This is a genomic window from Aliifodinibius sp. S!AR15-10 (assembly GCF_031569985.1).
Classification (GTDB): Bacteria; Bacteroidota; Rhodothermia; order Balneolales; family Balneolaceae; genus JAMQKA01.
In genome coordinates, this window is sequence record NZ_JAMQKA010000035.1 from 40,159 (window position 1) to 62,471 (window position 22,313).

General features: G+C 47.5%; 23 protein-coding genes. 2 read left to right on the forward strand and 21 right to left on the reverse strand.

Annotated elements, in window-relative coordinates:
- Window positions 1-11: 11 nt before the first annotated feature.
- Window positions 12-551 (forward strand): plastocyanin/azurin family copper-binding protein, encoded by a 540-nt coding sequence (locus NC796_RS18710; RefSeq protein ID WP_310686644.1) that lies wholly within the window; start codon window positions 12-14, stop codon window positions 549-551.
- An 85-nt stretch (window positions 552-636) separates the two neighbouring features.
- On the opposite strand, the gene NC796_RS18715 is transcribed toward NC796_RS18710, so the two are convergent.
- The 21 genes from NC796_RS18715 to NC796_RS18815 all read right to left on the reverse strand — a co-directional run bounded on the left by NC796_RS18715 (window position 637) and on the right by NC796_RS18815 (window position 21,059).
- Window positions 637-1,062 carry a Bor family protein gene (locus NC796_RS18715; protein WP_310686645.1) on the reverse strand — a complete coding sequence of 142 codons (426 nt, stop codon included), beginning with the start codon at window positions 1,060-1,062 and terminating at the stop codon, window positions 637-639.
- Window positions 1,063-1,298: 236 nt separating this feature from the next.
- On the reverse strand, window positions 1,299-1,733 hold the full coding sequence (locus NC796_RS18720) for a Bor/Iss family lipoprotein (RefSeq protein ID WP_310686646.1): 435 nt from the start codon (window positions 1,731-1,733) through the stop codon (window positions 1,299-1,301).
- 252 nt (window positions 1,734-1,985) lie between these two features.
- Entirely contained in the window at window positions 1,986-3,266 is a 1,281-nt protein-coding gene (locus NC796_RS18725; protein WP_310686647.1) for an acetyl-CoA hydrolase/transferase C-terminal domain-containing protein, read from the reverse strand.
- Between the two features lie 49 nt (window positions 3,267-3,315).
- Entirely contained in the window at window positions 3,316-3,525 is a 210-nt protein-coding gene (locus tag NC796_RS18730; protein WP_310686649.1) for a DUF3565 domain-containing protein, read from the reverse strand.
- A 5-nt stretch (window positions 3,526-3,530) separates the two neighbouring features.
- Window positions 3,531-3,719: an acetyltransferase gene (locus tag NC796_RS18735; protein WP_310686650.1), complete on the reverse strand. Its 189-nt coding sequence runs from the start codon at window positions 3,717-3,719 to the stop codon at window positions 3,531-3,533.
- Window positions 3,720-3,800: 81 nt separating this feature from the next.
- The gene (locus NC796_RS18740) at window positions 3,801-4,214 is read right to left on the reverse strand and encodes a group III truncated hemoglobin (RefSeq protein WP_310686651.1); all 414 of its coding nucleotides are present in this window, start codon (window positions 4,212-4,214) and stop codon (window positions 3,801-3,803) included.
- Complete coding sequence (locus NC796_RS18745) at window positions 4,195-5,442, reverse strand: hypothetical protein (protein ID WP_310686652.1); 1,248 nt, start codon at window positions 5,440-5,442, stop codon at window positions 4,195-4,197. Before NC796_RS18745 ends, NC796_RS18740 begins: the two co-directional genes overlap by 20 nt.
- Before the next feature lie 21 nt (window positions 5,443-5,463).
- Complete coding sequence (locus NC796_RS18750) at window positions 5,464-6,087, reverse strand: hypothetical protein (RefSeq protein WP_310686654.1); 624 nt, start codon at window positions 6,085-6,087, stop codon at window positions 5,464-5,466.
- 151 nt (window positions 6,088-6,238) lie between these two features.
- Window positions 6,239-8,041, reverse strand: coding sequence for a hypothetical protein (locus NC796_RS18755; protein WP_310686656.1), 1,803 nt, complete (start codon window positions 8,039-8,041; stop codon window positions 6,239-6,241).
- 75 nt (window positions 8,042-8,116) lie between these two features.
- The gene (ric, locus tag NC796_RS18760) at window positions 8,117-8,836 is read right to left on the reverse strand and encodes an iron-sulfur cluster repair di-iron protein (RefSeq protein WP_310686657.1); all 720 of its coding nucleotides are present in this window, start codon (window positions 8,834-8,836) and stop codon (window positions 8,117-8,119) included.
- Window positions 8,837-8,989: 153 nt separating this feature from the next.
- A complete protein-coding gene (gene ppdK / locus NC796_RS18765) occupies window positions 8,990-11,683 on the reverse strand; it encodes a pyruvate, phosphate dikinase (protein ID WP_310686659.1) in 2,694 nt (897 codons plus the stop codon).
- A gap of 10 nt (window positions 11,684-11,693) precedes the next feature.
- Window positions 11,694-13,076, reverse strand: a complete 1,383-nt coding sequence (hemN, locus tag NC796_RS18770; protein WP_310686661.1) for an oxygen-independent coproporphyrinogen III oxidase — start codon at window positions 13,074-13,076, stop codon at window positions 11,694-11,696.
- 10 nt (window positions 13,077-13,086) lie between these two features.
- On the reverse strand, window positions 13,087-13,407 hold the full coding sequence (locus NC796_RS18775) for a PRC-barrel domain-containing protein (RefSeq protein ID WP_310686663.1): 321 nt from the start codon (window positions 13,405-13,407) through the stop codon (window positions 13,087-13,089).
- A gap of 203 nt (window positions 13,408-13,610) precedes the next feature.
- A complete protein-coding gene (locus NC796_RS18780) occupies window positions 13,611-14,402 on the reverse strand; it encodes a hypothetical protein (RefSeq protein WP_310686664.1) in 792 nt (263 codons plus the stop codon).
- Entirely contained in the window at window positions 14,399-15,106 is a 708-nt protein-coding gene (locus tag NC796_RS18785) for an ABC transporter ATP-binding protein (RefSeq protein ID WP_310686666.1), read from the reverse strand. The genes NC796_RS18780 and NC796_RS18785 overlap by 4 nt, the downstream gene beginning before the upstream one ends.
- Window positions 15,103-16,350: a nitrous oxide reductase family maturation protein NosD gene (locus NC796_RS18790; RefSeq protein ID WP_310686667.1), complete on the reverse strand. Its 1,248-nt coding sequence runs from the start codon at window positions 16,348-16,350 to the stop codon at window positions 15,103-15,105. Before NC796_RS18790 ends, NC796_RS18785 begins: the two co-directional genes overlap by 4 nt.
- Window positions 16,351-16,507: 157 nt before the next feature.
- Entirely contained in the window at window positions 16,508-16,939 is a 432-nt protein-coding gene (locus NC796_RS18795; protein WP_310686669.1) for a nitrous oxide reductase accessory protein NosL, read from the reverse strand.
- A gap of 116 nt (window positions 16,940-17,055) precedes the next feature.
- On the reverse strand, window positions 17,056-17,706 hold the full coding sequence (locus NC796_RS18800; protein ID WP_310686671.1) for a hypothetical protein: 651 nt from the start codon (window positions 17,704-17,706) through the stop codon (window positions 17,056-17,058).
- A 143-nt stretch (window positions 17,707-17,849) separates the two neighbouring features.
- Window positions 17,850-19,811 (reverse strand): Sec-dependent nitrous-oxide reductase, encoded by a 1,962-nt coding sequence (gene nosZ, locus NC796_RS18805; protein WP_310686672.1) that lies wholly within the window; start codon window positions 19,809-19,811, stop codon window positions 17,850-17,852.
- Window positions 19,812-19,866: 55 nt separating this feature from the next.
- A complete protein-coding gene (locus NC796_RS18810; protein WP_310686674.1) occupies window positions 19,867-20,352 on the reverse strand; it encodes a cytochrome c in 486 nt (161 codons plus the stop codon).
- Window positions 20,353-20,603: 251 nt separating this feature from the next.
- The gene (locus tag NC796_RS18815) at window positions 20,604-21,059 is read right to left on the reverse strand and encodes an Rrf2 family transcriptional regulator (protein ID WP_310686677.1); all 456 of its coding nucleotides are present in this window, start codon (window positions 21,057-21,059) and stop codon (window positions 20,604-20,606) included.
- Between the two features lie 216 nt (window positions 21,060-21,275).
- Between NC796_RS18815 and NC796_RS18820 the strand changes: the two genes are divergently transcribed.
- The gene (locus NC796_RS18820; protein WP_310686679.1) at window positions 21,276-21,962 is read left to right on the forward strand and encodes a hypothetical protein; all 687 of its coding nucleotides are present in this window, start codon (window positions 21,276-21,278) and stop codon (window positions 21,960-21,962) included.
- The last annotated feature ends 351 nt before the right edge of the window (window positions 21,963-22,313 follow it).

Below are 22,313 nucleotides of genomic sequence, written 5' to 3' on the forward strand. Positions count from 1 at the left end.
CACCTGGAGTTATGAAACTCACACGCCTGTTTACATTTATTACATTAATTGCCGTTTTAGCTGCCTGTGGAGGTGAATCCAGCCAACAGCAGTCCAGAACCATAGAAATCACAGGACTTGATGCCATGAAATTTGCCGTCTCCGGTGAAGCCGAGGGCCTTAGCGTAGCTGATGACCTGGGCTCAAATAGCGAGCTGGTTCGGCTTGAGTCTATTACAGTACAACCCGGACAAGAAATAACCATTGAATTAATAACCCAAAGTCAGCTGCCCAAAACTGCGATGGCTCACAACTGGGTCCTGCTTACCATGGATGCAGACCCCGCGGCTTTTGCCAAGGCAGCAATTCAAGCCAAAGAGAACGAATATATACCACAAGATCTCACTGATAGTATCATTGCTCATACAGGACTTGCAGGCGGTGGAGAAACGGTATCCGTCACGTTCACAGCCCCGGAAACAACCGGTGAATATGATTATCTCTGCAGCTTCCCGGCTCACTTTGGAGCAGGTATGGCTGGTAAATTGATTGTTGAGGAGAGCGGATCCTAACTGATATTTTTCACAGGTTCCAAAATAAGCAAGGCCCGATTTGTTTGATCAAATCGGGCCTTTTATTTATTGCACTGATAACTACCTATTTTACTTTGAGGTAAACAGTTTTTTGTGTTTCTACAGCTTTTTTGGAAGCTCTCTGAATATCTTGCTTAATGTCATCAGCCTTCCGAGTTAGTACATTGTCTTTGCTTTGATTAATCTGCTTTGAAGCGGAACTTGTAGCGCATGTCACTGTAATATGCATAGGAGTATAAATTCCCAATGTTAAGTTACCAACAAGCATATTTACAAAACTTAGCTTCGTTTCAACCATAGCTACTCCGTTATTGCATTGTTCAGCAGCTTCGACTGTTTTCGGTGGGACCAATCCATATATCCACGAAGAAGCAAAAGACTGCTCATACTCCTTTGCAGATGGTTCCAGTCCCGTGGTTACTTTTGCGTTGTAACAACCCGAAATTCCAATGATTAATACTAGCAATAATGTAGATTTTAAAAGATTCATAGTCGTTTATATCTAAAATTCAGATTATAATGATTGGCTGGTCTCCTGTGAATTAGTTTGAGTTCACCTGAAAAAAACCACCCTCTTAATAACTTTTAGATACTCCCAAAAAAATAACCCTAATGCAAATTACCGGTGGTAGATAACATTACACACTTGAAAGAACATAGACGAGACTAACACAAAAAGGCCCAGATATCTCCGGGCCTTTGTTACCTCTGAAAATTAAGTAAGTACTACTTAACCTTTAGCAAAACAGGTTTTTGAGTCTCAACGGCTTTTTCTGAAGCAAGTTGGATATCTTCTGTAAACTCCTCTTGTGTTCGTGTTAATACAGTATAATTTTCTGAATTATCACTATCCACATCCAACTCTGCTGACCCTGAAGCACACGTAACCTTGATGTGCATTGGTGTATAAATATTAAAGGTTAACGTACCTATCAGTCCATTTACAAAACTAATTTCGGTATCAACCATAGCTACTCCGTTGGGACAATGTTCAGCAGCCTCAACCGTTTTGGGCGGTACCAAACCAAATATCCACGAAGAAGCAAATGTTTGCTCGTAGACAGTTGTAGACGGGTCCAGTCCAGTAGTTATTTTAGCATGATAGCATCCTGATATAGCTATAATCAAGACCACCAAAACTATATTCTTTGATAGCGTCATATCCACTCCTCATTTATTTTATTTGTTATTTCTCTCGTTCATTCTCAATCTGAACAGCAATATCATATTCGCACTTAAATAAATAAAAAACAAGAACTTAATATTTATAGAACAGTGGAGTGGACAACAAGTTCGCTATTTCAACCCGGATTATTTACCAAGAAATTTGGTTGTGCACCATACCTGATTTTTATATATGGAATAATATCAATGGTCCAACCTTCTTTTTTACTATTTCGTGAATAATCCGGGTTAAGGCATTTCCAGGAAACGGTTATACGCCTCTTCTTCCAGTTTCTCTTTGTGATCCGGATGCGCAATTTCTATTAGGGCTTTGGCTCGCTGACTCATATTTTTCCCGTACAGATTGGCAACGCCGTACTCGGTAACGACATAATGCACGTGAGCCCTTGTGGTTACAACTCCCGCCCCCTGTTTCAGGTATGGTACAATCCGGGAAATCCCTTTGCTAGTGACGGAGGGAAGGGCAATTATCGGTTTTCCACCCTCACTAAGCGAAGCGCCACGGATGAAATCCATCTGTCCGCCGACTCCAGAGTAGTGATAGGTTCCTATAGAATCTGCACAAACCTGGCCGGTCAGGTCCACCTCCACCGCACTGTTTATGGCCGTCACTTTGGGGTTTTTTCGGATGACAGCCGTGTCATTGGTATAGGCCACATCCAGCATGGCCACCTGTGGATTGTCATCAACAAAGTCATAGAGCTTTTGGGAGCCCATCAGGAAGGTGGAAACGATCTTACCCGGATGGCGTTTTTTCTTCTTATTGTTTATAACACCACTTTTTACCAAGTCAATGATCCCATCCGAAAACATCTCGGTATGGATACCCAGATTTTTATGATTCTTCAACGCTCTAAGTACCGCATTCGGGATACCACCAATCCCCATCTGTAGTGTGGCGCCATTCTCCACCAGCTCTGCACAGTAGTTGCCGATCTTTTGTTCAATCTCACCAGGCTCACCAACGAAATGCTCCGGCAGCGGGTTCTCATGCTCAACAACTGCATCAAACTCCTTTACATGCACCATCCCATCGCCGTGAGTCCGCGGCATCCTGGGATTTACCTGGGCAATCACTTTCTTAGCCGTCTGAACGGCAGCCCGGGAGGCATCTACAGAGACCCCCAGCGAGCAAAAGCCATGCTTGTCTGGTGGTGAAACATGCACCAAGGCCACATCAAGCGGCAAAATATTATTACGGAACAGGTACGGCGTTTCACTCAAGAAGATCGGGAGGTAATCCCCACGCCCCTCATTGACTGCCTTGCGCACATTGGCACCCACAAAGAGTGCATTTACGGTGAAACTGTCTTTATACTCTGGATCTGTATACGGCGCCGGCCCCTCTGTGTGCAGTGAGATGACCTCTACATCCCGCAGTTCATCAGCCCGGTGGGTCATCGCTTCCAGCAGGTGGTGCGGGGCAGCCGCCACGCTGTGGACAAACACCCGGTCCCCGGACGAAATCAATTTTACAGCTTCCTCTGCGGATATATATGATTTCTTCATAATAAAATAATCTCTTGCTTTAGGTTACGTTTTATTGCTGCATTCAATCTTACCTTACAATATCCTTGGGTTCTCCACGATCACATTTCTTGCAGTTCAGCTTGTGCCCTATCTTTGATTCCCGGCCCTCTTTCGTTGTCACCCACGGACGCAACTGCCAAGGTGGATTATGCCGCACATGCTGGTTATGACCGCATTCCAGCTCAGCTACCCAGTCATCTTCTTCATCTTTGTGGTAACCGACAATCGGCTGTTCCATAACGTCTATTTACGAACTTGCTCAATTAACTTTTCAAGGTCCAGTGACTGAATAGAGCCAATGGCAGCCTCTAACGCACCTTCGCGACAAAGTCCACTCATGGACGCATCCTGGAAGCCTTCCCTTGCAGCTCGAATACATTCTTGCTGAACAAGCCGGGCTATTGCAATAATCTCTTTTTCATTACTTTCCATGGCTTTATATTTCTCAATGTCTTACTGTAGACTTTCCTAATTGATAAATCTCTATCGCCGGCATACCAGCTTAAGTTTTATCTAGGGTTCCCCTGTTTTATTTTCATCCTCAAACTTACCAGTCCCTTCCATGCGCAAAGCAAAGCTGACGGCAATCTTTTGAGCCATCTCCTTTGCATACTCCGCCACCTCTCCTTTATATAGTTCATCAATCGTTTCCTCAAATATGTTCAGCCAACGCTCAAAGTCCGATCTCTTAACCGGCAGGGGCATATGTTTCTTCATGGGTCGACCATTGTACCGCCGGGTTCTAAACAACAGATTCGACCAAAAGTCAACCATCTTCGGCAGATGGGTATCCCAATCTACCTGGGCGTGATCATTAAAAATATATCCAAGGCGGTCATCTTCCTCCACCTTGCCATAAAAACAGTGTACAAATTCCCTGATGTCATCATCAGAGGAGATATCTTTCTTATCCTTCTGTTCCTTCATTACTTATTTGAACCGATTTCGTTGATAATTTCCACCATTCTGCTCCCAGTGCAACTGCCGGTAATATAGCCGCGCCGGAAACCACATAATAAACCCACATTCCGCTCCATGCCACGGGCCACAACCGTGTCAGGAAAAGCAGGCTGACGAGCACTATCACAATTGAGAGTGCTACACCAGTAAAACTCCGGATATCCAGCTTACTCAATTTATGCAGATACGCAACACCCGCCAGTGTAAACCCCCCAAGCAGCAGCACATGGAGATAGAAAATCCGGAGGGCGTGATCTGACAACCAAAAACCAGAAGGTATTACCGAAGCAACGACCTGCATCACTCCTTTCAAAAGAAGCAACGCCAGTGGCCAAAGTATTATGGGTTTGGGGAGTTCTTCATTTCTCAGCATTGTATATCCAACCAAGCACAGACTGACTCCCGTTATGAGTCCCCCAACGCGAGCTGTTAAAAGCATGGGCGTCGTTAATAAGGACTCAGAAATACCATACGGAAAGGTCAGCGGCGCTCCCAGCAATATAAGTGCGGACAGCGTTGCGGCCGAGAACGGAAGGGAATCAAAAGAAAACTCGAACAACTCATCCAATATGGCAATGGTGCTCAATACCACCCAACCCTCGGTAAAACATGCTAAAAAGAAATGGGTTAATGCCTTCCCAACCAGCGGGTTAGCCAGATTCATAAACTGTGCCACAGCCACACCCCATGCGCCAAATGAAGAGACTACCAGCATTACAAGGGCTGCCTCAAACCAAGGATTCCTATCCTCCTCCGATACCTCTTTTCGCACCAAAAGATAGCCCGCCACAAACAGGTACCACCCGATCAGTACCAAGCCAGAGAAAATAACCGAAAGCGGCATAGAGGTGGTAGCCACAGGTACAGGGTGGTACCCAAACAGTAGAAAAAATGGGTATGAGAGTAATCCAAACAGGAGGATAGCCCAAAGTGACCAGTACATCATCTTGAGCCCACGGTTTTTTCCCTCCAATAATAACTTAACCTTGCCGTACATGATTAAAAGCGGTAGAGCCGCCGCCCATCCAAAAAACATAAGGTGGGAATGCGCATGACGAATGTTTTGCAGGCTCAGCTCACCCGGAAGCGGAATTAACATGCCTAACCGAAAAAGCACACCCGTGAAAGCGGCCAACACAAAGCAAAACAGAATTACCTGCCACTGGTATCGCCCGAATGTTTTATCTAATGCCACGTCCAGATACTCATTGAAGGATTACTCGTCTGCTGTTTCTGCTTCGATTGGTCGTCCGGGAAACATTATATGCGCCCACGGTGTACCGGGTTCCATCAGCCAGGAACCGCCTTTACCGGCTGGTGCGCTCGAAATTCCGGTAGATTCTTCCGTTGCATAGGGCACGTACACCACGTAAAGTGGATTTGCTTTCTTCACTTTCCCCTCCTCATAATCAAATGCGTCTTCTGGCCCTGAGAGACTATACAACGCCATAGGCTTTTCGGGATAATAGAGCTCACCGGCTTCAATTTCTACTTTGCGGATGCTGTCCACTTTTGACCGAGAAAGTCCTTCCGCCCGGAGTTCGCGTCCCCGTTTCATAAACGGCTCAAGATCTTGGTAATAGCAAACAACATGGAATTGCGGGTTTTGGGGATCATCGGCCAAACAGATTAGTTCGTTACTGGCTTCTCGCAGTGTGGTCAACTCACCGGCCTGTGTATAGCCAAATACTTTTGCTCCATCCTGCTTATTTGCAGGGGCCGCACTTACTGCAGCCTTTATCTGTTGAGCTTTCGATGGAATATTGTTTTGAGCGTAGGTTTCAAGAGCAAAACAGGTGCATAACAGCAATACTGCTATAAATTTATGTATCTTCCGCATATCGCTATAATAATTTGTTGGAATTATATTTACCGCTGACTCATATAAGCAAGCGATGTTTTAAGCTGAACAGTACAGAGAAACAAGATAAGAATTTGCAAGAGCTTTGAAATAGTGGGATTGAAGGTCAAAAAGTCTAAGATCATAAGGTCTATTTTTCTTCGATTTTCTTAAATATTTCGACTATCCGGTTTTTTTGTTCCGCTGCAGTTTGTGATATAGAAGCCAGGTTCTCACCTTTATATGATTCCGAATCCGCAATTTTCAGACAATATTCAATTCCCTTCTCCAGGTTCTTCCTAAATTTGGTCAGCTTCCTGAGTTCTCCTTTGTTCCCATCTGCCTGTTCAGCGAGATCCTCCAGGTAGTCCACATACATCACCATCTCCTTGGCAAACATGTGGGGACGTTTGGATGAGACAAGCGATTCTCCCCGACCGTAAATGTGATCGACCATTTCTCTTAGCGAGTATGTTCGGTCGAACCATGCAATGTTGGGACCGGGACAGATCGCCTGGGGAGCCCTGTGCTCTTTCAGGATACCCAGATCAATCAACGCCCCGTTGCCCAGGTGATCGCACAGGCAAGCCTTGTCCAACACCTTTTGACGCATGTTTTCTTTTTCAGCTTCATCTTTATCCATCTGGTTAATCTGATCTAGTTTCAACAGTTGATACTGGTTTGAAGCGGTGCAGATCGGCTGCTCGGTGAACTCGGTGTTTGCCTCTAAAAAACCTTTTGGGCAGGGTGACCCGGGTTTTCCCTTCTCTATCCGCTCTTGATGCCAGGCTTCGGACCCGGTATTCCGAACATTGTTAAAAGGCACGCCCAGTGGTGAGACACCGCTCAAATACAGATCCTGTTCCTTCGCATTTTCCAGCAGCTTTCGAGTGGTTTTATCCACAGTCGTAGCTTCTGGGACCATCAAAAAGGGACTACCCCAGCCGGTGGCATCCATGCCAAAATCATCCAACAAGCGCTGTGCTTCTCCGGATGTCCCGATTCCACCCTGCACGGTAAGTCGGGGTTCCATGATCTCCCATTCCTCAGAAAAACCGGCCCCTTCATCTTCATAGAACTTTTCTACCAGAGGGCGCACCGTCTTACTCAGCATATCCCGCTTTTCCCGGAACTCTTTCAACAGGCTGGGTAGCAAGTACCCATCGGATGCAAATGCATGTCCCCCGCAATTCAATCCAGACTCAATCCGGTATTCATAGACCTCGAGTCCCTTCTTGGCCAGGTATTTACCCTGGATAAGTGCCGAACGGAAATCACTGACCTTCAAGATGATTTTCTTTTTTATTTTTCCCGTGGCATCTCGGTAAAAATCTTTGAACTCAGTTATGTAGTTGTACAACCGCGGATTGAAGCCTGCCGACAAAACCAGGCTTGAAGACAGTTTACTGTTGGCATATCCACGCAGTGCAGCGTTGGCATCACTGAACTCAGCACTCATGGGCGTTCCATTTTTCTCGTAATTGAGCCCATCCACTTTTGCCATAATATTTACGTCAATGGAACCGGGCCGCATCAGCCTGGAAAGCTCGCATGCCAGTTTATCGCGGACCTTACCAGCATCAGTCTCCAATAGGCGATCGTACATCCTACGTGGCATACTTCCTTTTGGCAGAAGCTCAAAATATTTGGCTTTGTCGTTCTCCTCGAAGAAAGGCTGATTCTTTATCTTTTCAAACTTGTCCTGCACAATCTCCTGAACCAAATCCAGATAAGCGGTAATACGCTTTGCCCGTCCGTCCTCTGCATTTCGTGCAATATTATTATAAGGCAGATCCAGCTTCCGGCAGTAGAACTTTCTGATTTTTTCAATCAGCAGATCATCCACAATCGAAATCACCGAACTTATGCCATACGGCGCTACGCGGATAGGAGAATCAATGGAATGGCCGGTACCCATTACAGGTATAGAGAACGTATGATTGGTTGTTTGCATAAAATGGTTTGTGAGATTCAATAGGTTAAGGGCCGGGAGGACGATGTCTCCCAACCCAAAATAATTCTAAAACAGTCAGTTAAGTCTCTTTTCAAGCTCCAGGGTCTTGGGGAAGAGGATATTATTCTCAAGGTGCACGTGTTTATGAAGGTCTTCCTGGAACTCCTTCAGGTTAGCATAGAGCACCCGATAGGTCGCACAGGCGTCTTTCGGGGGAGTAAAGTTGTTGCTCAACGCTTGGATCTCCTCCATGCCGCTGCCGGCTTCCTCATGCTCCGATTCCATCATGCTGATCGGATTGGCCGCCGTCTTGAAATGTGGAGCTTTTCGCTCTATCCCATTTTTTTCAGCATCTACCAGTAATTTCACGTATGGAAACAGGATCTGCTCTTCCTTTTCCAAATGCTCTGTAAGTTCATCCGCAAGCGCCTCAAAGCGTTTCAGTATTTCTACATTCTCGGGATGCGACCGACCGTGGACTTTAGCAACTTTTTGGGCGTAAGCACGGATTTCGGGCAGCTTGTTTCGGACGTAATTGTGATGATTATTGACAATATAATCTACCAGGAAATCGGGTGACCAATCCTTGTAATTGTCTGCAGGCCCACCTCGTTCGCCAAGCATTAACAACTCGTTCGTGATCGACTCAACATCTACACCTTTCTTTTCGCAGGCTTCGGCAACCGTTCGTCCTCCACCGCAACAAAAATCAAGGCCGTATTTTTTAAAAACCTGTGCCGTTCGATAGTCGTTTGCTACAATTTCTCCAATTGTTCGTTGCTCTATTGTATTCATAATCTTTCTATTTGGGTTGATAATAATAACATATTTAAGACTATTTTATCTTATTTATACAAAATCTTCATTTTTATTTAAATCCGAGGCCGACCTGAAGAAACTCAACATGAGTTAGGTCAGCCCCGGTATAAGTACTATATCTTTATTAATTTAAGAGACGAGTTCTCCACTTTTCTTATCTTCCCCGCGAGTTGAAGAAGCAGTGGACTCAGATCTCAGCCGCGCTTGAGCCGCAGCCAGTCGAGCCACCGGCACTCTGTAAGGGGAACAGGAAACGTAGTTAAGACCGAGACTGTAGCAGAACGCCACACTGCTTGGATCACCGCCGTGTTCACCACATATTCCCATCTTTAGGTCCGGCTTCACACTGTGCCCTTTCTCAACCGCCATACGCACCAGTGAACCGACACCTTCCTCATCGAGCACCTGGAACGGGTCGTGTTTCAGAATCCCCTCATTCAGGTATAGCTCAAGGAATTTACCGGCGTCATCACGGCTGTATCCAAAGGTCATTTGCGTAAGGTCGTTGGTTCCGAATGAAAAGAACTCCGCTTCGGAAGCGATCTTGTCGGCTACGATGGCGGCCCGTGGAATCTCGATCATGGTCCCCACTTTGAACTCAACCGTTTCTTCCGCTTCCTCAAACACCTTTTCTGCGATCTCATCGATGACATGGCGCTCGTGGATAAACTCTTCGGACGTACCCACCAGCGGTATCATGATCTCGGGCTGCACCTCTTTGCCCTGCTTCTTAATCTCAACAGCGGCCTCCAGGATGGCCCGTGCCTGCATCTCGGTAATCTCGGGATAGGTGATACCAAGACGACATCCGCGGTGACCCAGCATAGGGTTGAATTCGCTAAGCAACCGGATCTTACGTTTCAGGTCTGCTTCCTTGATGCCCAGATCTTCTGCCAACGCTGCGATCTCCTCATCTTCATCCGGCAGAAACTCATGCAGCGGGGGATCCAGCAGCCGCACGGTCACAGGCAATCCCTCCATCGCTTCGAATATTTCGATAAAGTCCTGCTTCTGATACGGTAGCAGTGCTTCCAACGCACTTCGCCGCTCCTCTTCGCTTTCGGAGATGATCATGCGCCGCATCGCCTTGATACGCTCATCACCAAAGAACATGTGCTCGGTGCGGGCCAGGCCGATGCCCTGCGCGCCGTATTCACGTGCCTTGGCGGCATCTTCTGGGGTGTCGGCATTGGTACGGACGTCCATATCGCGGAAGGTGTCCACCCATTTCATGAACGTGTGGTAGTTGTCGTCAAACTTGGGCGGCTCGACTTCTTTTTTACCATTAATCACCATGCCCTGGGCCCCATCGATCGAAATCCAGTCACCGGCATGGACCGTAACTTTTCCGTTGGTAAATATCTGGTTTTCATAATTGATAATGATATCGCCGCAGCCGGCCACGCAGGGTTTGCCCCATCCGCGAGCGACAACAGCAGCATGACTGGTCATGCCACCGCGGGAGGTCAGGATTCCTTCGGATGCAGACATTCCGCCCACATCTTCCGGGCTCGTCTCTATACGGACCAGAATTACCGATTCTCCTTCCGCCTTCATCTCCTCGGCGGTTTCCGAATCGAATACGACTTTTCCAACAGCAGCGCCGGGTGAGGCCGGGAGTCCTTTGCCCAAGATCTCCTCTTCTTTCACTGAGCTTTCATCCAGTTGTGGGTGCAGAAGCTGATCGAGATGATTGGGCTGCACCAGGTTTTCCACGGCTTTGTCTTTCTTCAAAATCACTTCATCCACCATATCGATCGCTATCTTAACAGCGGCTTTGCCTGTTCGTTTGCCATTCCGGGTCTGCAGGATAAATAGTTTGCCCTGCTGAATCGTAAATTCAATATCCTGCATATCCTGGTAATGCCGCTCCAATTTATGCGTGATTTCGCGCAGTTCATGGTAGGTGTCGGACATCACCTCTTTCAGCTCATTGATGTTGCGAGGGGTACGAATACCGGCCACCACATCTTCACCCTGGGCATTGATTAGGAATTCTCCGTACAGTTCATTGGTACCGTCAGAGGGATTCCGGGTAAAGCAAACACCCGTGGCGCAATCATCGCCCATATTTCCGTACACCATCGCCTGCACATTCACGGCCGTACCCAGCAAACCGGTAATTTTGTTAATCCTTCGGTATTTAATGGCCCTGTTGCTATCCCAGGAACCAAATACGGCGTTAATGGCATAATGCAGCTGCTCACTGGGATTTTGGGGAAACATGTGCCCGGTGCTTTTGCGATATACGGCTTTGTACCGATCGACGAGCTCTTTCATATCCTCGACGCCAAGCTCGGTATCCAGCTCCACGGATTTTTCATCCTTCAGCCCCTGGATCGCCTCTTCAAATTCTTCATGGGGCACCTGCATGACCACACCACCAAACATGTCGATAAAGCGACGATAACAGTCAAAAGCAAAGCGTTCGTTATCAGTTTTTGCAGCCAGCCCCTGTACCGACTTGTCATTGAGCCCCAGATTAAGGACGGTATCCATCATGCCGGGCATGGATTGTGCCGCGCCCGATCGCACCGACACCAGGAGTGGATTGCTGGAATCGCCAAATTCAAGGTCCATGAGATCTTCAATGTGATGGATCGCCTCCTGTACTTGTTCTTCCAATCCCTCCGGCCAGTCACCCTTGTGCTTGCTGTAGTACTGGCAAACCTCTGTTGAGATAGTAAACCCGGGAGGAATCGGCAGGCCAATACTGCTCATCTCCGCAAGGTTGGCCCCTTTGCCCCCCAACAGTTGTTTCATTGCGCGATCACCTTCAGCTGAACCTCCACCGAATTTGTAAACCATTTTCTTTCTGTCCATAACCAGCTCCTTATACCGTTTTTGAAAAGTTACGGTCGGTTTTTCCCCGATTTAGATAACGATCAAAACAGATCGCAATATTTCTCAGGAAAAGCCGGCCTTTTTCAGTAATTACAATTTCATTCCGGTTGATGCTTACCAAGCCGTCCCGTTCCAGTTCGACCAGGTTCTGTAATGCATCACCAAAATATGTTTCAAAATCTATGCCCCATTTTTCTTCCATCTCCGATTTGCTGAGGCTCTTCCTACACATGATTCGCATTATTGCATCCTTTCGGACCAAATCGTCCTTGCACAGATGCAATAGTCTTTTCACGGGCAGGGTACTTTTTCCCAACAATCTATAATACTCATTCATTTCCTTACTATTCTGCCAATAGCGATTCCCCACATTTGAAATCGCCGACATTCCAAATCCGTAAAGATCGGCACCGGCCAGCGTGCTGTAGCCTTGAAAATTACGCTGTAGGCTGTCATTATCTATTGCCTGCGACAGCTCTTCATCCCTGCGCGAGAAATGATCCATTCCAATAAAACGGAAGCCGTTCCCTGTAAAATGGGCAATGGCCTCCAGGAGCATGGACAGCTTCTCATCCGTAGTCGGCATCTCATTTACGTTCAGCAATCTTTGAGCCGGCATTATTTGTGGTATATGTGCATAACTGTAGACGGCGAGCCGGTCGGGCTTCAGCTGCAGCACATCGTTCATGGTCTGCTGAAATGTTGCCAGCGTTTGACGTGGCAGCCCATAAATAAGATCAAAGTTGATAGATCTTATCTCCTCTTCCCGCAACCAATCCGTCACCAGTTTTGTTTGCTCATACGGCTGTATGCGGTGGATTGCCTTCTGTACGTTGGGATTGGTGTCCTGAACGCCCAATGACGCCCTGTTGCATCCGATAGACTTTAGCACCCGGATATGTTCACGGGTACAGCGCCAGGGATCGATCTCTATACTAAATTCCGTTTTCGAGTTGGTGTTGAACCGCTGGTGAATGGCAGAACCCAGGCGGGTTAGCTGGTCCGGCGCCAAAAAAGTGGGGGTCCCACCCCCAAAATGAATCTGGACTACTTTCGAATCGGGATGAAGCAGCTCTTTTACCTGGTCCATCTCGTTCTCCAGGTAGTCCAGGTAGATATCCCCGCGATCCTGGTCCTTGGTAATTACCTTGGTACAGCCGCAATACCAACACAGTGAGAAACAGAACGGAATATGAAAATAGAGCGAAATTTGATGTGCCTCCTGGTTCCGCTTAAAAATACACTTTTTCAAGTCCAGGACCGCCTCCTCACCGACCTCCTTGAACTGCGGGGCTGTAGGATATGAAGTATACCGCGGCCCCTGCACGTTGTATTTTTTGATAAGATCGAGATTCAGGCCCGATGCATCCATAATTCCAAACTCAGTTTAGGTGTTTGGGCATGAATTCCGTGGTGCCCTCGAAGAGCTCACAAACCGATTCCTGGTTATGATAACTGAATTTGGGAGTAGAATATTCAGCTGCAATCAACAGCTCCTTCTCATCGATCTCGAAATAAAGTGAATTCCCTGCCCCCCTGATTTCGAGGCATTTACGTGGTATAGCGAAGTGACGATTGGTCTTTCCAAAAAAGTTTGCAAAACACAGTACGATATAGACAATAGTCCCATCTTGTTGATTTATCATCATGTTTTGGATTACGCCTACATCTTCTGCGTTCGGAGTCTTTATTCTTGTACCCATGATATCAGTTACGAGTTGGATCCCTTTTTTCATGTTTCTAGATATTTAATTACTAATTTTTTGTTGGCTCGCAACTTCTGCTTGCCAGTTGACATAAAACCAAATGCAAAACCAGTGCCAAAAATGGTATCGTAAGTATAAAACCAATTGCCACATCAGTGACTATCTGCTAAATCAGTGTTATCTGCGTTCTATTAATGCAGCTAGAAATCCTTTCTCAGGAATAGGCGATTCCCCCTCCAGAGCGGAAGTCCCAACCACAGGAACAAGCATCCCGCGGCCACGCTCATTCCGAGTCCACTGCCAAAGAACCGGCTGAACACCGCACCGGTATATCCCATCAGCGCAGAAATATCGAACTTTAGCAGCACCAGGATGCGCGCTAAGTCGATAGGGTTTAAAAGCGAAATTGCGAGTACCGGTTTTTCCAGCGGGTAATCGCCCAGTGTAAACACCAGGAGCAAAATCAGGCCGTCGTAGAGCACCGCCAACAGCAGCCAGCTTACGAGCGAAAATCCGAGTCCTTTCACTTTGTCATCGAAATAGCGGAGCCCAAAGACAAAGCCGATGCCTGTAAAAATCAACGTAAGCAGCGCACCGAGTCCAAGTACGATTGCCACACTCACGGCATCTGTACTTACCAGCACGCCGGAGTAGATCAGTGGCACGCCCACACCCACCAGGAATGCGGCTGTTAACGGAATTGCCAGCCCGCCGTACAGTCCTTTAAAAAGTGACTTCCTGTCCAAGGGCTGCGCCAGAAGGAGCTCAATAAATTCGCGCGACTGGTACAGGAAGAGCACTCCGTAAATCATGCTTACCAGGGGGATAAACAACAGCATGATATTCGATATGCTGAGCATCGCTTTGGGCCCTGTTCCACCAAAACGGATCAGGGCATCAGTCAGGAGCAGGTAAATTAAAGCGTACCCGATAATCCACTTTCCGCGAATCAAATCTTTCCATTGATATTTTAGAATGGTCATCGTCTTCATGCTGCTTCCTCCATCATTTTGGCGACCGCGCTTTCCAGGCGATCTTCCTGCTTCAAGTTCATCAATTCACTCATAGGACCATCGTATCGCACCTTACCTTCAACCAGGAAGATCAGGTGGTCGGCCAGCTCCTCGATCTCGCTCATGATATGCGTGGTGAGCAGGATGGTTTTGCCATTTGCTTTTTCCTCCCGGATCAACTTTTTAAACCGTACGCTTGATTTGGGATCCAGCCCCGCCGTGGGTTCATCGAGGATGATAATTTTGGGATTAAACATAAACGCCAGCGTGGCTCCCACTTTCTGCCGATTGCCGCCGGACAGCGTACGAAGTGGTTTGTGAAGCTCATTTTCCAGCTCAAAGAGCTCGATCAGCTCGTCCTCTGAGGTCTCCTCCACACCGCGGATCTCCTTGATGAAATCCAGCAGCTCGCTTACGCGCATATTCTCCGGGTAGCGTGCCATCTGTGGCATGTAGCCGATCTGGGAGCGGTAGTCACTGTGTCCATTCAATTTCGTGCCGTTAACGGTTATCGTGCCTTCATCCGCCTTAACCAGTCCCAGCACATGCTTGATCATCGTTGTTTTTCCCGAACCGTTGGGACCTACGATGCCCGTGGCCTGGCCCGCCGGAATCTCCAGCTCCAGGTTGTCGAGCACAATCTGATCTCCAAATGCTTTCCTCAAACCTTTAATTGTAATCATCGTATCTGTCTCATTTTTGGGCTGGAATCTACCAGTGTCTCCGGGGTGAGAACCGGCATGAATCGCTCAGCCGCATCCAGCACTTTAATGAGCATGCTTCGCATCAGCAGCAGTGCCGTGGGTTGTTTCTCAACCAGGATAGAGAAGAGTCTTACCGGCCGGTACGGAACATCGCCTATTCCGTCGCGATCCAGGTCGTATCCTTCATAGTGACTCCAGTAGTTGTTGTTAAATTCGTTGAAATTTTGTCGACTGTTGGTGGCCACATCAAAAGTGTTTTCGATGAAGTTGTTTTTCTCGAAGACATTATCCATGGAATTGGCCATCAGCTTGATCGCCCACCCGTTTTGTTGAAAATCATTATTCCTGACGGTATTGCGGCCTGAGGACTCCATGTAAATTCCTATCGAATTCTCTTCAAACCTGTTGCCCTCAACCCTACTTTCACTGATCTCTTTGAGCAGCAAACCATAGGCCGCAGAACCCCAGTTTCGCTGGAACAGGTTATCCACAATTTCGACTTCATCGGTATACATGACCGCCACGCCGGCACCGTTGTCCCGGAATACATTTTCTTTGTAAACACACCGGTCAGAAAACATAAAGTGGAGGCCGTACCGCAGGTTGTTTTCACTGGTATTTCCGGAAATTGAGATATCTTCGACAAACTCGAAATAGATGCCATCACGATGTCCCGTCACCCGGTTGCCTTCGATCTTCACATTCTTGCTATACCAGAGGTGAATGCCGTTTCCGGACTGTGTCTCTCTTTCCCCGGAAGCGATGAGCGTGTTGTTTCGGATAATGGAATCAGACGTCTTGGAAAGGTAGATGCCAAAAAAATTGTCCACCAGCTTCACATTTTCAATCAGACAATTGCTAACATCTTCCACCAAGATACCGGCATAGTCCTCAATGAAGCTTGTTCCCGCGTGATGTACTTCGATATTCCGTAGTGTCACATTACTTGCATGTACAATCAATACAAAACCCTTACCCTCGCCGTCAATAACAGCTGTTCCACGACCTTCAATAGTAAGGGGCTTGTCGATCTTAACGTTGGCCTCCAGGTAGCGCCCCTCTTGCAGGATAATGGTATCGCCGGAATCGGCTCTTGCAATCGCCTCGGTCAATGCTTGGATTTCGCCGTTGGGAGATACTTCTATCTGGCGTGCTTCAGACAAGCCTGCACCGAGGACCAGCAGGAAAAGCAGGTTCAGTAGTAAATTTCTTGTTTTCTTCATCGCCTCAATCATTTAGTACTTAATTTTTGGTCTTGCTCGTTTCTTTACATCAACCCATAGATCTTGAATAAGCCACAGTAAAGTCCAGGGATGCCGGGTGGAGCGAGGCGGGGTGTGTTCACCTGCTTACCACCTTGATATCCAATTTCTGTCCTCGTCATAACTCATCCCAGCTTAAAGTTTCACCAGGATACTCTTCCAGATGAGCTGCTGCAGCCTGCTGAGATTCCAGCGCCAGCAGTGAGCTTCCCATCGGGCTCTGGATCACCTCGCTTTTAATAAAAATCGCTTCGCTGGCATCCAGCCAGTTGCCCGGGTTGTTGAAGTCATTTACCCAAAGTTTTGCAGATGCTGATTCAACATTTCCTTCCTCAAGGTAGGCCTCCATACATTCAATGGCATCAAATTTATAGGCCTTTCCTGTTTCGGTCACCATCTGCGATGCAAACCGGGGATCCATGATCATCATCTTACAGTGGGCACATTCATCGCTTTGGTAATGAATTTCAGCCGGTTGCTGGCTGCAGGCTGCAAAGAGCAGCAGAAGTGCTCCAATCGTTATTTTCTTAATCTTGCCTGTGGTTTTCATTTTTCTGTTTCTTTTTTGGGATAAGGATAATAACCCTTATCTGGATTCCTCAATCATATTATTTAACCTTCTCTTGTAGGGGCACGGTACACCATGCCCCTACACAAACTCTTTTGTTACGCACCGGCCAACGTATTTGGATTAACTTGACCCTTCTTCTCAGAAGTGGCAGTCTTTTCCTCAGTACTCTTTGAAATATTCGCCTTACCTGCTCGCCACCAGGTTAATCCTGCGAGGCCCATCGAGATGAGGGCGAAGATAAACCCGATGTGGGGCATGGAGGTGGTGCGCATGTTCAGCAGCTGCTTGGTGCCAATCAGTGGGGGCTGGTAACTCATACCAGGTATCTTAATAGGGGCGTTGGGATCCAGGTTGTGGCCGTAGTCATATTCCCACAGCCAAAAATCGGCCAGCCCCACAATGGCCAGTGCTACAAACAGGATCAGCCATACCATAATCCATTTTCGGCTTCCCCAGCCTGCAACGGCAAGACCGCCCAGAATGAGAAGGAGGAAAAGCGGGGGCATAATTTGCAGTTCGGGGATCGATTCCGGCGTAATCGGCTTCATCCCTATATAATGGTTCAACCCGTTGATGTTCTGAAGATCCTGGGGTTGCTTTCCTTCAATAGTATCCACCCAGATGTTCAGGCCGATGCCTTCGGGGTATTGTGGAGCTTCCAGCGAGATACTCCATATGGGGAACAGGTACACGCCGACCAGCATTAGTGCTGCAATCGCCATGAGTATTTTGTTTTGCCTGGTCATCGTTTCGTTATTTGTTATTAGTTACTTGCTATTGGTCGTTTGGATGAATGAGTTACAAATAACTATTCAACAAATAACCAATAACTGACTCTAAGAAGAGGAAGGGAGCTTTCACCCTCCCCTCCAGCATGATTGAGGTCGTTTTATTGACCAGTTCCGTAAGCGATTTCAACATCGGAACCTTCAGGGGAAACTCGTACATAGCCCTGCATCTCCTGGTGGAGAGCCGAGCAGAAATCGGTGCAGTAGAAGGGGAACATTCCAGCTTTTTTGGGCTCCCAGACATACGTTCGGGTTTCGCCGGGCATGACCAAGATCTCAGCGGTATTCCCGCCCAGGATGGTAAAGCCGTGCGGCACATCCCAGTCCTGCTCGAGGTTGGTCACGTGGAAATAGACCTTGTCACCCACCTTGATGCCTTCAATGTTATCCGGGGTAAAGTGGCTGCGGATGGAGGTCATATATACATGTACCTCGTTGCCATCGCGCTCAACCTTGGCCGCTTTTTCACTCTTTGCAGCGTAGGGATTGTTGTTCTCCTCAAGTCTGTAAAACTTGACCTGGTCCTTCATTACAATATCCGAAGGCATAGCTTGAGCGTAGTGCGGCTCACCCTCGGTGGGGAAATCGAGCAGCAGCTGCATCTTGTCGCCCGAAATATCGATTAGCTGGGCTGAGTGGAACAGCTCGGGTCCGGTAGGCAGGTAACGGTCCTTGGTAATCTTGTTGAGTGATACCAGGTACTTACCCCACGGCTTGCGGCTGTCGCCACCGGGGATCATCAGGTGACCGGGGGAGTAGTAGGTTTCAATGCGGTCAACAACCTCGAACGTTTCGAGGCTCCACTTAACAATTTCTGAGGAGATAAATGCGGTGGTATAGGCATAGCCGTTACCGTCAAACTCGGTATGCAGCGGGCCGAGACCAGGATTTTCAACCTCACCGGCGATAATGGAATCGTAGTTCAGTACTGGGATTCCGTCGATTTCACCTTCAAAATCCTCGTTTTCAATAGCCTGCAGCATCTTGTCGAAGGAGTGGACCGGGATTACCGTTGAGAGTTTACCACCTGCTGCAATCAGCTTGCCATCGGGAGAAACATCAACACCATGCGGAGATTTGGGCGTAGGCAGGTAATAGATCATGCCTTCCAGCTCGGCGGGATTCAGGATGCGCACTTGCGAATTTCTCTCGGACTTGGCAATGTGATCATTCTTGTCCACGTAGTTTCTGTAATACTCAGCATCGACAAGCTCACCTTCGCCCTGTGCAGCATATTCGGCTGCTTTTTGCCAGTTGACAGCGGCAATAAAGTCCTTGTCATTTTTAGAGGCGTTGATCTCCAGCAGCGTGTGGGCCTCTTCACTGTTGTAGCTGGTGAAAAACGCCCACCCGTGAGAGGGGCCTTTACCGGAATGCGACAGGTCGTAGTCAAAGCCGGGTACCAGGATCTGGAAATCGAGCTTCATGGAGCCATCTTCCTGCATTTTTATAAATGAAAGAGTGCCATCAAAATTTTCGGCATAACTATTAATGGCTACATCCCCTTCACCATCCACGGGCACGCTAAAGCGCGTTCCAGCAGAGATATACTCCGTATTCTGCGTTACAAACGGGGAGGCGTGGTTACCGGCCGAGTTGGGGATTTCGATGATCTCGGTGGTTTGGAAACTCTTGAGATCAATTTTTGCGACACGGGGCGTATTATTTTCGTTGATGAAGATGTATCGTCCATCGGGTACGCCGTCGGTCTGAGAAAGCTCAGGGTGGTGTGCATCGCCCCATGGAATAAACCCGTGGGAGGTCTCAAGCATCGCCTTGGTTTCTTCGCTATATCCGTAGCCGTTGGTAGGCGCCTGCGAAAAAACTGGTATAGTAAAAATATGCCGGCCGGAGGGAATTCCGTATATGCTTAGCTGTCCACTGTATCCGCCGGACATAAATCCGTAGAATTCATCGTATTCGCCGGGTGCTACATATACTTTTGATGCCGCATCGGCATTGGAGCCCAGCTGCTGTTGACTTTGGCAGCCAACCATAGAAAAGCTGAGGGCCGCAACTACCGGCAGCACCCAAATACTTGTTATTGATTTTAGTGTTCTCATAATCTCTACCTGTTATTTTGGGTTGTTTGGTTAAGAATTCTTTTTGCCTGCAGTCCTATTGTGTTGCACTCACCTCTTCATTCTCCACGGAAGCCAGATACTCTACGATAGCCCGGGCTTCATCCTGCTGCAGATTTTGGTTGGGCATGGGGGTCATATATTCTTGCAGCATCTTTTTCGCTTCCGGGTGCTTCTTCACCATCTCAGCAGGATTGAGCACCATGTTCATGACATAGGCAGGAGTCCGTGTCTCGAGAATATCACCCAAAGCCGGGCCCACATACCGCTCATTCATCTTGTGGCAGGCGGAACACTTGGTTTCAAAAATCTGTGCTCCCTGTTCTACCTTGGCTGAATCAATCTCTCCAATTTCTATGGCCTCGGTTATCGGACCGATACCATTAGTGATCTCAAACTGTGTAAGCCCGCTTTCGTCTTTGGCGTCCTGATTACCAGCCTGCTGTTGGTTCCCAGAACCCTGTCCACCACAACCGACCAGCAGGGCCAGGCTTACAATTAGCGTTGCGATTTGTTGTCTCATGTTGACCTCAACTGTTTGCTTATACGTTATTAATATTTAAGAGTATTTTGTCTTATTTATAACAAATAGAACAAACAGCGTGCCATATATTACGTACTCCTCAAATATATTGAGAAACACACTAATTGAGACGAGCAGGCAGCACAACGATCTCCTTTCTCGGAGTTTCAAGAAATGCTGCTAGTGTGCCATTGCAGAAATGCAATACTTAATCTCTCATGACCTTGTAACGTTGCAATACTCTACTATCCTTAACCATCCCAGACGAATCCTCCGTCGGCTGTCAGGCGCAAATTCATGTTCTTCCCTTTTTCTGCGAGATGTGTTAGCGTGGTATTCTCCAGCATCTCCCTGATGGAATCACGGGTTTCAGCCCAGGTGTCATGCAATGGGCAGGGCTTCTCCACCCCACACCCCGGCAAACCGAGGGCACATTCTGTAAACAGCTCTGCGCCGTCAATCGCAATTACAACTTCGATAAGCGATATTTCAGAACCTGGTTTGGCCAGCTTCACGCCGCCGTTCGGTCCTTTATGCGACTCCATTAAATCTGCTGCCGTTAGTTGTTGCAGTATCTTCGTCAAAAAGTGGAAGGATATATCCAGCCGTTCACTCATCTTTCCGATCGACACATACTCCCCATTATTGCCGGCAGCCAGGTAGAGCGCGGCTCTTAGTCCATACACACATGATTTTGATAGTAGCATAAAGCAAACATAATTTAAGATTCTTTTGTCTGAAATTAGAAGGATACCGAATAACTGTCAATGTTCAGGTCTACTTTATCATCTTTTTTACAAGAGAATCGTGTAATTACTATAAATTTTGGATATTGAAGAACCATTAAATCGGGTTAAATGCATAATGTTATAACCAACACTGCTTCATATTTAACAAATCGAATTGTCAAGGAGGCATAGATAATGAAACGACTCCCTGTTTTCCTATTTCTGTTCACGCTTTTCATTAGAATTTCCATTATTTCTGCGCAGGATCGACCAGATCCCAAAAACCCGGAGAATGAAAACCTTGCAGTACCGGTCAACTGGAATGTGCGGGTCGACCACGCTGACCAAGATGTGAACATCAGCGCTGATGAGGAAGATGCCGATATCTATTTTGTAAACATGGTCCCTGGCTGGCACATCACTACGGGACCGGCGGCGATTTTCTGGCACCCCGCCAGCACGGCCAGCGGTTCTTATCGTGCAGAAACACTCATCCACCTTTTTGATCCGCAGGGACGCAATGAGGCGTTCGGCCTCTTCTTTGGTGGAAATAATCTTGATGGGGAAGATCAGTCTTATTCCTATTTCCTGCTTCGCAACAGCGGGGAGTTTCTCATCAAGAACCGTTCGGGCAGCGAAACATCACTTGTGAAAAACTGGTCTCCCGCCCCGATGATGAACCGGTATACAGAATCCTCGGAATCCTCCGTACGAAACCATTTGGCTGTAGATGTGAGCGGCGACCAGGTCACTTTTTTTGTGAATGATAAAGAAGTGGCCACGGTCCCTGCTACTAAACTCAATATTGACGGCGCAGTAGGCCTACGTATCAACCACCGCCTAAATGTACATGTGGAGGATTTGAGTGTGGAGCAAATGTAGTCAATTACAGGCTAGGAAACTGTCGTTGAGGAGAGCTGTTGCACAAAGTGGTACAAAAGAACACAAAAAGCAACACTAAGAAAACACTTTTGTGGTTCTCTGTGTCTTCCCGGTGTATCTCCGTGTTTAACCTTTGAACTTCCGATCAATCATGTTCCCTAAAATCATTGTCAAATTTAAATGAAAGCCTACCAGCTGCTCAAACCCAATTTCAAAACTCCAATTTAGTCGAGTAGCCAAGGGGAATTTCACCCCAAGGCCCTCACAGAACCGTACGTGACAGTCTCCCGTCATACGGCTCTTGTTGTTCTATCGCTATAGCGATTGGGCTCATAATCATCAATCTTCCCA

Bases quoted from the DNA above. Each gene is read 5' to 3' on its own strand.
- NC796_RS18790 (WP_310686667.1), bottom strand. From the start codon at position 16,350: ATGAAGAAAACAAGAAATTTACTACTGAACCTGCTTTTCCTGCTGGTC.
- NC796_RS18710 (WP_310686644.1), top strand. From the start codon at position 12: ATGAAACTCACACGCCTGTTTACATTTATTACATTAATTGCCGTTTTA.
- nosZ (WP_310686672.1), bottom strand. From the start codon at position 19,811: ATGAGAACACTAAAATCAATAACAAGTATTTGGGTGCTGCCGGTAGTT.
- NC796_RS18740 (WP_310686651.1), bottom strand. From the start codon at position 4,214: ATGAAGGAACAGAAGGATAAGAAAGATATCTCCTCTGATGATGACATC.
- NC796_RS18715 (WP_310686645.1), bottom strand. From the start codon at position 1,062: ATGAATCTTTTAAAATCTACATTATTGCTAGTATTAATCATTGGAATT.
- NC796_RS18735 (WP_310686650.1), bottom strand. From the start codon at position 3,719: ATGGAAAGTAATGAAAAAGAGATTATTGCAATAGCCCGGCTTGTTCAG.
- NC796_RS18730 (WP_310686649.1), bottom strand. From the start codon at position 3,525: ATGGAACAGCCGATTGTCGGTTACCACAAAGATGAAGAAGATGACTGG.
- NC796_RS18725 (WP_310686647.1), bottom strand. From the start codon at position 3,266: ATGAAGAAATCATATATATCCGCAGAGGAAGCTGTAAAATTGATTTCG.
- NC796_RS18780 (WP_310686664.1), bottom strand. From the start codon at position 14,402: ATGAAGACGATGACCATTCTAAAATATCAATGGAAAGATTTGATTCGC.
- NC796_RS18800 (WP_310686671.1), bottom strand. From the start codon at position 17,706: ATGACCAGGCAAAACAAAATACTCATGGCGATTGCAGCACTAATGCTG.
- NC796_RS18750 (WP_310686654.1), bottom strand. From the start codon at position 6,087: ATGCGGAAGATACATAAATTTATAGCAGTATTGCTGTTATGCACCTGT.
- ppdK (WP_310686659.1), bottom strand. From the start codon at position 11,683: ATGGACAGAAAGAAAATGGTTTACAAATTCGGTGGAGGTTCAGCTGAA.
- NC796_RS18815 (WP_310686677.1), bottom strand. From the start codon at position 21,059: ATGCTACTATCAAAATCATGTGTGTATGGACTAAGAGCCGCGCTCTAC.
- NC796_RS18720 (WP_310686646.1), bottom strand. From the start codon at position 1,733: ATGACGCTATCAAAGAATATAGTTTTGGTGGTCTTGATTATAGCTATA.
- NC796_RS18775 (WP_310686663.1), bottom strand. From the start codon at position 13,407: ATGGGTACAAGAATAAAGACTCCGAACGCAGAAGATGTAGGCGTAATC.
- NC796_RS18755 (WP_310686656.1), bottom strand. From the start codon at position 8,041: ATGCAAACAACCAATCATACGTTCTCTATACCTGTAATGGGTACCGGC.
- NC796_RS18820 (WP_310686679.1), top strand. From the start codon at position 21,276: ATGAAACGACTCCCTGTTTTCCTATTTCTGTTCACGCTTTTCATTAGA.
- NC796_RS18785 (WP_310686666.1), bottom strand. From the start codon at position 15,106: ATGATTACAATTAAAGGTTTGAGGAAAGCATTTGGAGATCAGATTGTG.
- NC796_RS18795 (WP_310686669.1), bottom strand. From the start codon at position 16,939: ATGAAAACCACAGGCAAGATTAAGAAAATAACGATTGGAGCACTTCTG.
- hemN (WP_310686661.1), bottom strand. From the start codon at position 13,076: ATGGATGCATCGGGCCTGAATCTCGATCTTATCAAAAAATACAACGTG.
- NC796_RS18810 (WP_310686674.1), bottom strand. From the start codon at position 20,352: ATGAGACAACAAATCGCAACGCTAATTGTAAGCCTGGCCCTGCTGGTC.
- ric (WP_310686657.1), bottom strand. From the start codon at position 8,836: ATGAATACAATAGAGCAACGAACAATTGGAGAAATTGTAGCAAACGAC.